Source organism: Stackebrandtia sp. (genome assembly GCF_035643755.1).
GTDB lineage: Bacteria > Actinomycetota > Actinomycetes > Mycobacteriales > Micromonosporaceae > Stackebrandtia.
Genome location: NZ_DASQPW010000233.1, coordinates 1 through 5,305, shown reverse-complemented (window position 1 = coordinate 5,305; position 5,305 = coordinate 1). Strand labels below are relative to the sequence as shown.

Below are 5,305 nucleotides of genomic sequence, written 5' to 3'. Positions count from 1 at the left end.
TTGCGGTGGTTGCCCGTGGAGTTGGGGTCGCCGGGGACGGTGGCGTTGGTGTACTTGGTGGCGATCACCAGGCGGTCGCGCTTGGTCTCGGCGAACTCGCCGACCAGCTCCTCGGAGGAGCCGTTGGTGTAGACGTTGGCGGTGTCGATGAAGTTGCCGCCGGCGTCGACGTAGGCGTCGAAGATGCGGCGGGATTCGTCGCGGTCGGCGCCCCAGCCCCAGTCCTCGCCGAAGGTCATGGTGCCCAGGGACAGCGGCGAGACGCGCAGGCCCGAGGCGCCCAGGAGGCGGTAGGTGTCCAGGGATGTGGTGGCGGACATGGGTTGGCCTTTCGATTGATGTTCGGTGGTGAATCCCATGGTTGCCGCGGCGCGGGGTGCTTGGTTGTCCCCGTTGTTCCTATGGTTGGCAGGGCTACCTTCGGCGCGCGGGGGCGGTCACAATGGGGGCATGACGTCGACCGAGGTGACCACGCTGGCCGAGTTCTTGCGGGCCCGCCGTTCGCAGTTGACCCCCGAGCAGGTGGGGCTGCCGCCGGGGCGTTCGCGGCGGGTGCCGGGGTTGCGGCGCGAGGAGTTGTCGTTGTTGGCGGGGGTGAGCCTGGACTATTACACGCGGTTGGAACAGGGGCGCGACACGCATCCGTCGGAGGAGGTGTTGGACGCGCTGGCCCGGGCGTTGCGGCTGGACAACCACGGGCGGTGTCATCTGCACGCGTTGGCGCGGGCGGTGCGGGCGCGCAGGAAGCGTCGCGTGGTGCGTCCCGTCGTGTCGGACGGGTTGCGGCAGTTGTTGGACGCGATGGACGGGATTCCCGCGTTGGCGATGACGCCGCACTTGGATCTGTTGGGGTGCAACCGTTTGGCGTCGGCCTTGTACGGGGGCCTGCTGGACGCGCCGTCGGGGACGGTCAATACGTTGCGGGAGTTGTTTCTCAGTCCGCTGGCGCGGGAGCTGTTCGTCGACTGGCGGGGCGTCGCGGCGGAGTCGGTGCCGTGGTTGCGGGCGGCGGTGGCGTTGGATCCGGAGCATCCGCGGGCGGTGGAGTTGATCGGGGAGCTGAGCATCCACAGTGACGAGTTTCGTCGACTGTGGTCCATGCATCACGTGAAGGGGAAGCAGGGCGGCGTCAAGGTGTTCCGCAATCCGCTGGTGGGTGAGATCGCGTTGAACTGGGAGTCGTTCGCGCAGGCGGGGAACGAGGGTGTCAGCCTGATCACCTATTCGGCGGCGGCGGGCAGCGCGGACGCCGAGAAGCTGGTGTTGTTGCGCTCGTTGGCGGAGGAGACCCACGGGGTGCCGCGGGGCGTGGAGTCCATGTCGGATTCGTGAGGCGTGGGCGTACTTGGGTAATGTCTCATCTGCGACAGCGAATTTCCGGCAACGCCATTTACTGTTGAAGCCCGCCCCAGCCCTCTTGCCCGACAGGATCCGTCATGCCCCCTTCGAATCCGAATAATATTCATGTCAATGAGTCGAGCGGGTGTCGGGGGCGGTCATGAACCCGCTCGACGAGCCGCGTCGGCTCGGGCCCTACCTGCTGCTGGCGGAGCTGGGCCGCGGCGGCATGGGCGTGGTCTACCTGGCCGTCGGCGACGGCGGGAAACTGGTGGCGCTCAAGCAGGTGCGGCCGCAGTTCCTGGACGACACCGAGTTTCGCGCCCGCTTCCGCAACGAGGTGACCGCCTCGCGCGGGGTGTCGAGTCCGTACACCGCGGCCGTCGTTGATTCCGATGTGGACGCCGAGCTGCCGTGGCTGGCCTCGGAGTTCGTCTACGGGCCCACCCTGGACTCCGTCATCGAGGCCCGCACGATCCCCGCCGAGCCCGAGGACGCCAGCCTGCGCCTGGCCCGGGGCTTGGCGCTGGCGCTGTCCGACATTCACCGCACGGGCCTGATCCACCGCGATGTCAAGCCGTCCAACGTGATGCTGGACGACGAGCGCCCGCGGCTGATCGACTTCGGGATCGCCCGCGCCGCCGAAAGCGACGGCTCCAGCACCATCACGCACACGTCCTGGCTGGTGGGCTCGCCCGCGTTCATGTCGCCCGAGCACGCGCGCGGCGAGACGCTCACCGTCGCCAGCGACCTGTTCTCCCTGGCGACGGTGCTGTACACGGTCCACACGGGATCCAACCCGTTCAACGGGCCCAGCGCCCCGCAGATGCTGTTCAACGTGGTGCAAAACGAGCCCGACCTGGGCGTGCTCAGCACGCGGCTGCGCGGCATCGTGGAACCGTGCTGGGCCAAGGATCCCGCCGATCGGCCGACCGCCGCGCAGGTCGTCGACCTGATCGGGCGGTTGCCCGAGGCGGGGCGTGTCTGGCCCGACGCGGTGCACGAGGAGATCGCGACCCAGCGCGCCGCCGTGGCGCGGTTGCTGCCCGACCCCGCCGAGACCGCGAAGCTCGGCCCCGATGCGCCGTGGACCATTCCGTCGGCTGGTCCCGCCTTCGCCGAGTCCGCATCGGGTCCGCCCGCTGACGCCACCGAGACCGCGAAGCTCGGCCCCAAAGCGCCATGGGCGATACCGTCGGCTGGTCCCGCCTTTGCCGAGCCCGCATCGGGTCCGCCCTCCAACGCGGGCCTGTCCTCCGAGGCAGGCCCGTCCTTCGACGCGGGTCCGCCCTCCGAGGCAGGCCCGTCCTCCGACGCGGGGCCGCCTCCCTACGGCCCGACGGCCGCCGAGGCCCCGACGAGCCCGCCCCCGCCTCCGCCGATGTTTCCCCCGACGCCCGCGTCGTCGTCCCCGATGTCCCCCGCGATCGTCGCGACCTCGGCGTTGGCGGTGCTGGCGGTTCTCGTGGTGGTGATCATCGCCATCGTGGCGGGCAACCACGGCGACGACTCCGCGGGCGACGGTTCGTCGTCGTCCTCCTCGACGTCGGGCTACGACGACCCGACGTACGACGACTCCGACGATCCCGGTTACGAGACCAGCGACGACCCGTCGGCGGATCTCGACGACATCGTCGATGCCACCGACGGCACCTGCGTCTACGGGCCCGACGAGTCGTACGGCGCGAACTGGGACATCCAGGGCTGCCAGACGGGCAACTTCACCGTCGCCGATCGCATCGACGATTCCACCGATCTCGATCAGTGCACGGGCCAGGACATGATCGACTACTCGTACTCGTATTCGTACGGGGACACGTCACTGGTGCTGTGCCTGACGATGAACTACCCCGACGACGCGGGCCACGCCAAGCAGAACAACTGCATGATCAAGAGCGGCGACAACTCCAGCGCCACGTTCACGTTCTCCGACTGCTCCAGCGCCAACGTCATCGTGTCGGGGCGCACCAGCACCTACAACGACAAGTCGTTCTGCGGCAACGACGGCTGGACCACTTGGGAGCCACAGGACTTCCCCGAGCTGGCGTATACGGTGTGCTGGCGCTGGTATAGCCAGTGAGGTCACGCGAACAGGCGCGCCGAGGTGTCGCGGAGCAGCTTCACGGGGTCGACCTCGCCGCGCTCCAGACCGAACAGGTCGAACTGCTCCCCGTACAGCTGTCGGTGCGCCTGCGCCACCCGATCGTTGAGCGCGGTGGTGGCGGCGGTGGCGGCCTGCTGGATGAGGTCGGCCATCTCGCGCGGCGACAGGCGGCGGTACGCGTCGGGGTCGAACTCCACTTTGGTCAGTGCCCCGCCGAAGCCGACGGTCACGCTGACCTCTCGCTTGGGACTGTCGGCGCTGGCGGTGGCCTGGGTGGTGCGGCGGTTCAGGTCGCGCGCCCTGCGGGTGAGATCTTCGAAGACCTCGGTCATGTGTTCCAGGCGGGCGGCGTTGTGGGGAAGCATCGGATTTCCTTAATGGAGCAATCGGTCGATGGTCATGCCACGATGGGCTTCCAGCCCGCCGCGTCGGACGGAAAGTCGGGCAGGCGGTCGGCCAGGCGGGAGTCGGCGCTGGCCTTGGACATCGGGGAATCGGTGTCCTTCATGGCATCCAGGCGGGGCTGGAGCTCGGACATGCACAGCTGCATGACGCCCGCGAATTCCAGGACACCGCCGAAGATCGCGGCGGGAATGCCGACCCCCGTGGCGCACGCGGCGACCAGACCCGCGACGGTCACCATGACCGACACCGTGGTGAGAATGATCCCGATGAGCTCGACCGCGCTGAACTCCCACTTGTCGGCCAGGGTCTTCAGGGCGTCCCCGAGGTCGCGGAAGCGGTCCTCCTCGGCGCCACCGTTCTTGCCGCCGTCCAGTTCGGCCTTGAACGCGCGCATGTACTGGTCGAAGGCGCGCTTGCTGTCGCCCGTCCAGGCGTCGTCCACCGTGGAGTCGTAGGCGGTGTAGAGGTCCTCGCCCCAGCCCTCGACGACGCCCGCGTCCTTCTTCCACTTGCCGCCCACCTTGTCGAGCGCGTCGGTGTCGACCGACAGGATCGCGGCGATGATGGCGTTGATCTCCTCGCTGGTGGGCAGGCCCGCCAGCGCCTTCAGCGCCTTGGACACGGTCGACTTGACGTCGCCGGCGAGGTTCTCGACGTCGTCGAGCACATCGGACGCCTTGTGTTCGATGGAGTGAAGGGCGCTTGATCCCTTGTGCTCCACGGAGTGCACAACGCCCTTGGCCTTGTGCGTGACGGTGTGGACGGTGCCGGAGACGTCGTCTTTGATGTCGCCGAGGGTGTCGGTGATACCCATGGGGGTGCTCCTATCGCGGGGGCCTGGCGGCGTCAATGTCGCGCGCGTTGGTCGTGTCGGTGGTTTCCAGGTCGGTGGCCAGGCCGCGCAGGTCGTGGGCGACGGAGGTGAGGGAGTGGGCGTCGGCGCTGAGCCGCCCGCCCGTCTTGGCGCGGGCCTTGTCATAACTGGCGCCGAAGGTCTTCATGCGGTCCAACAGTTCGTGCAGGACGGGAAGGCTGGTGGAGCGTCCCTTGTAGTCGCCCCAGACGTCCTCGGGCAGCTTCATCGATCCGTCGATGGTGTGGGTCTTGTAGTGGGTGATGTCGGAGGCGAAGTCGTCGCAGGTGTCGGCGAAGTCCCGCAGGGTCTTCAGGTCGGCGGACAGGTCGTTCATGGTGGACGGTCCTTCAGAAGTTGACGGTCACGTGGTCGTCGGGTTCGGTTTCGGGTCCTGGCTTGGGGCCGCGGATCACCGAGCGGTTGGGTTCGTCGCCGCCGTGGCGGCGCCGCGGCGAGCGGGTGAAGGGGCGCGACGCGGCGCGGGTGGTCGCGGACCCCCGCACCACCGACGGGAGGACCTCGCGATCGACGGGAACCGTTCGGCCCCAGGCATTCGCGGCGGTGGGTTCCTCGACGGGCGGCGCCGTTCGCGCCGCGCGGAC

General features: G+C 68.6%; 7 protein-coding genes. 2 read left to right on the top strand and 5 right to left on the bottom strand.

Annotation, left to right across the window (positions count from 1 at the left end; translation table 11 throughout):
• Positions 1-320: aldo/keto reductase (locus VE172_RS18240; protein ID WP_324803389.1), on the bottom strand; the 320-nt coding region annotated here is incomplete at its 3' end.
• Between the two features lie 130 nt (positions 321-450).
• Here VE172_RS18240 and VE172_RS18235 point away from each other — a divergent pair.
• Together VE172_RS18235 and VE172_RS18230 are read left to right on the top strand one after the other, a co-directional pair.
• Positions 451-1,332 (top strand): helix-turn-helix domain-containing protein, encoded by an 882-nt coding sequence (locus VE172_RS18235; RefSeq protein WP_324803388.1) that lies wholly within the window; start codon positions 451-453, stop codon positions 1,330-1,332.
• 166 nt (positions 1,333-1,498) lie between these two features.
• Complete coding sequence (locus VE172_RS18230) at positions 1,499-3,418, top strand: serine/threonine protein kinase (RefSeq protein WP_324803387.1); 1,920 nt, start codon at positions 1,499-1,501, stop codon at positions 3,416-3,418.
• Positions 3,419-3,420: 2 nt separating this feature from the next.
• Here the strand turns inward: VE172_RS18230 and VE172_RS18225 are convergent, their stop codons facing one another.
• From VE172_RS18225 to VE172_RS18210, 4 genes are all read right to left on the bottom strand, one after another.
• On the bottom strand, positions 3,421-3,807 hold the full coding sequence (locus VE172_RS18225) for a YbaB/EbfC family nucleoid-associated protein (protein ID WP_324803386.1): 387 nt from the start codon (positions 3,805-3,807) through the stop codon (positions 3,421-3,423).
• A gap of 32 nt (positions 3,808-3,839) precedes the next feature.
• Positions 3,840-4,661 carry a WXG100 family type VII secretion target gene (locus VE172_RS18220; RefSeq protein WP_324803385.1) on the bottom strand — a complete coding sequence of 274 codons (822 nt, stop codon included), beginning with the start codon at positions 4,659-4,661 and terminating at the stop codon, positions 3,840-3,842.
• 10 nt (positions 4,662-4,671) lie between these two features.
• Positions 4,672-5,037 (bottom strand): hypothetical protein, encoded by a 366-nt coding sequence (locus tag VE172_RS18215; RefSeq protein ID WP_324803384.1) that lies wholly within the window; start codon positions 5,035-5,037, stop codon positions 4,672-4,674.
• Positions 5,038-5,050: 13 nt separating this feature from the next.
• A partial coding sequence (locus tag VE172_RS18210) for a hypothetical protein (protein WP_324803383.1) occupies positions 5,051-5,305 on the bottom strand: 255 nt, incomplete at its 5' end.

Bases quoted from the DNA above. Each gene is read 5' to 3' on its own strand.
- VE172_RS18220 (WP_324803385.1), bottom strand. From the start codon at position 4,661: ATGGGTATCACCGACACCCTCGGCGACATCAAAGACGACGTCTCCGGC.
- VE172_RS18225 (WP_324803386.1), bottom strand. From the start codon at position 3,807: ATGCTTCCCCACAACGCCGCCCGCCTGGAACACATGACCGAGGTCTTC.
- VE172_RS18235 (WP_324803388.1), top strand. From the start codon at position 451: ATGACGTCGACCGAGGTGACCACGCTGGCCGAGTTCTTGCGGGCCCGC.
- VE172_RS18215 (WP_324803384.1), bottom strand. From the start codon at position 5,037: ATGAACGACCTGTCCGCCGACCTGAAGACCCTGCGGGACTTCGCCGAC.
- VE172_RS18230 (WP_324803387.1), top strand. From the start codon at position 1,499: ATGAACCCGCTCGACGAGCCGCGTCGGCTCGGGCCCTACCTGCTGCTG.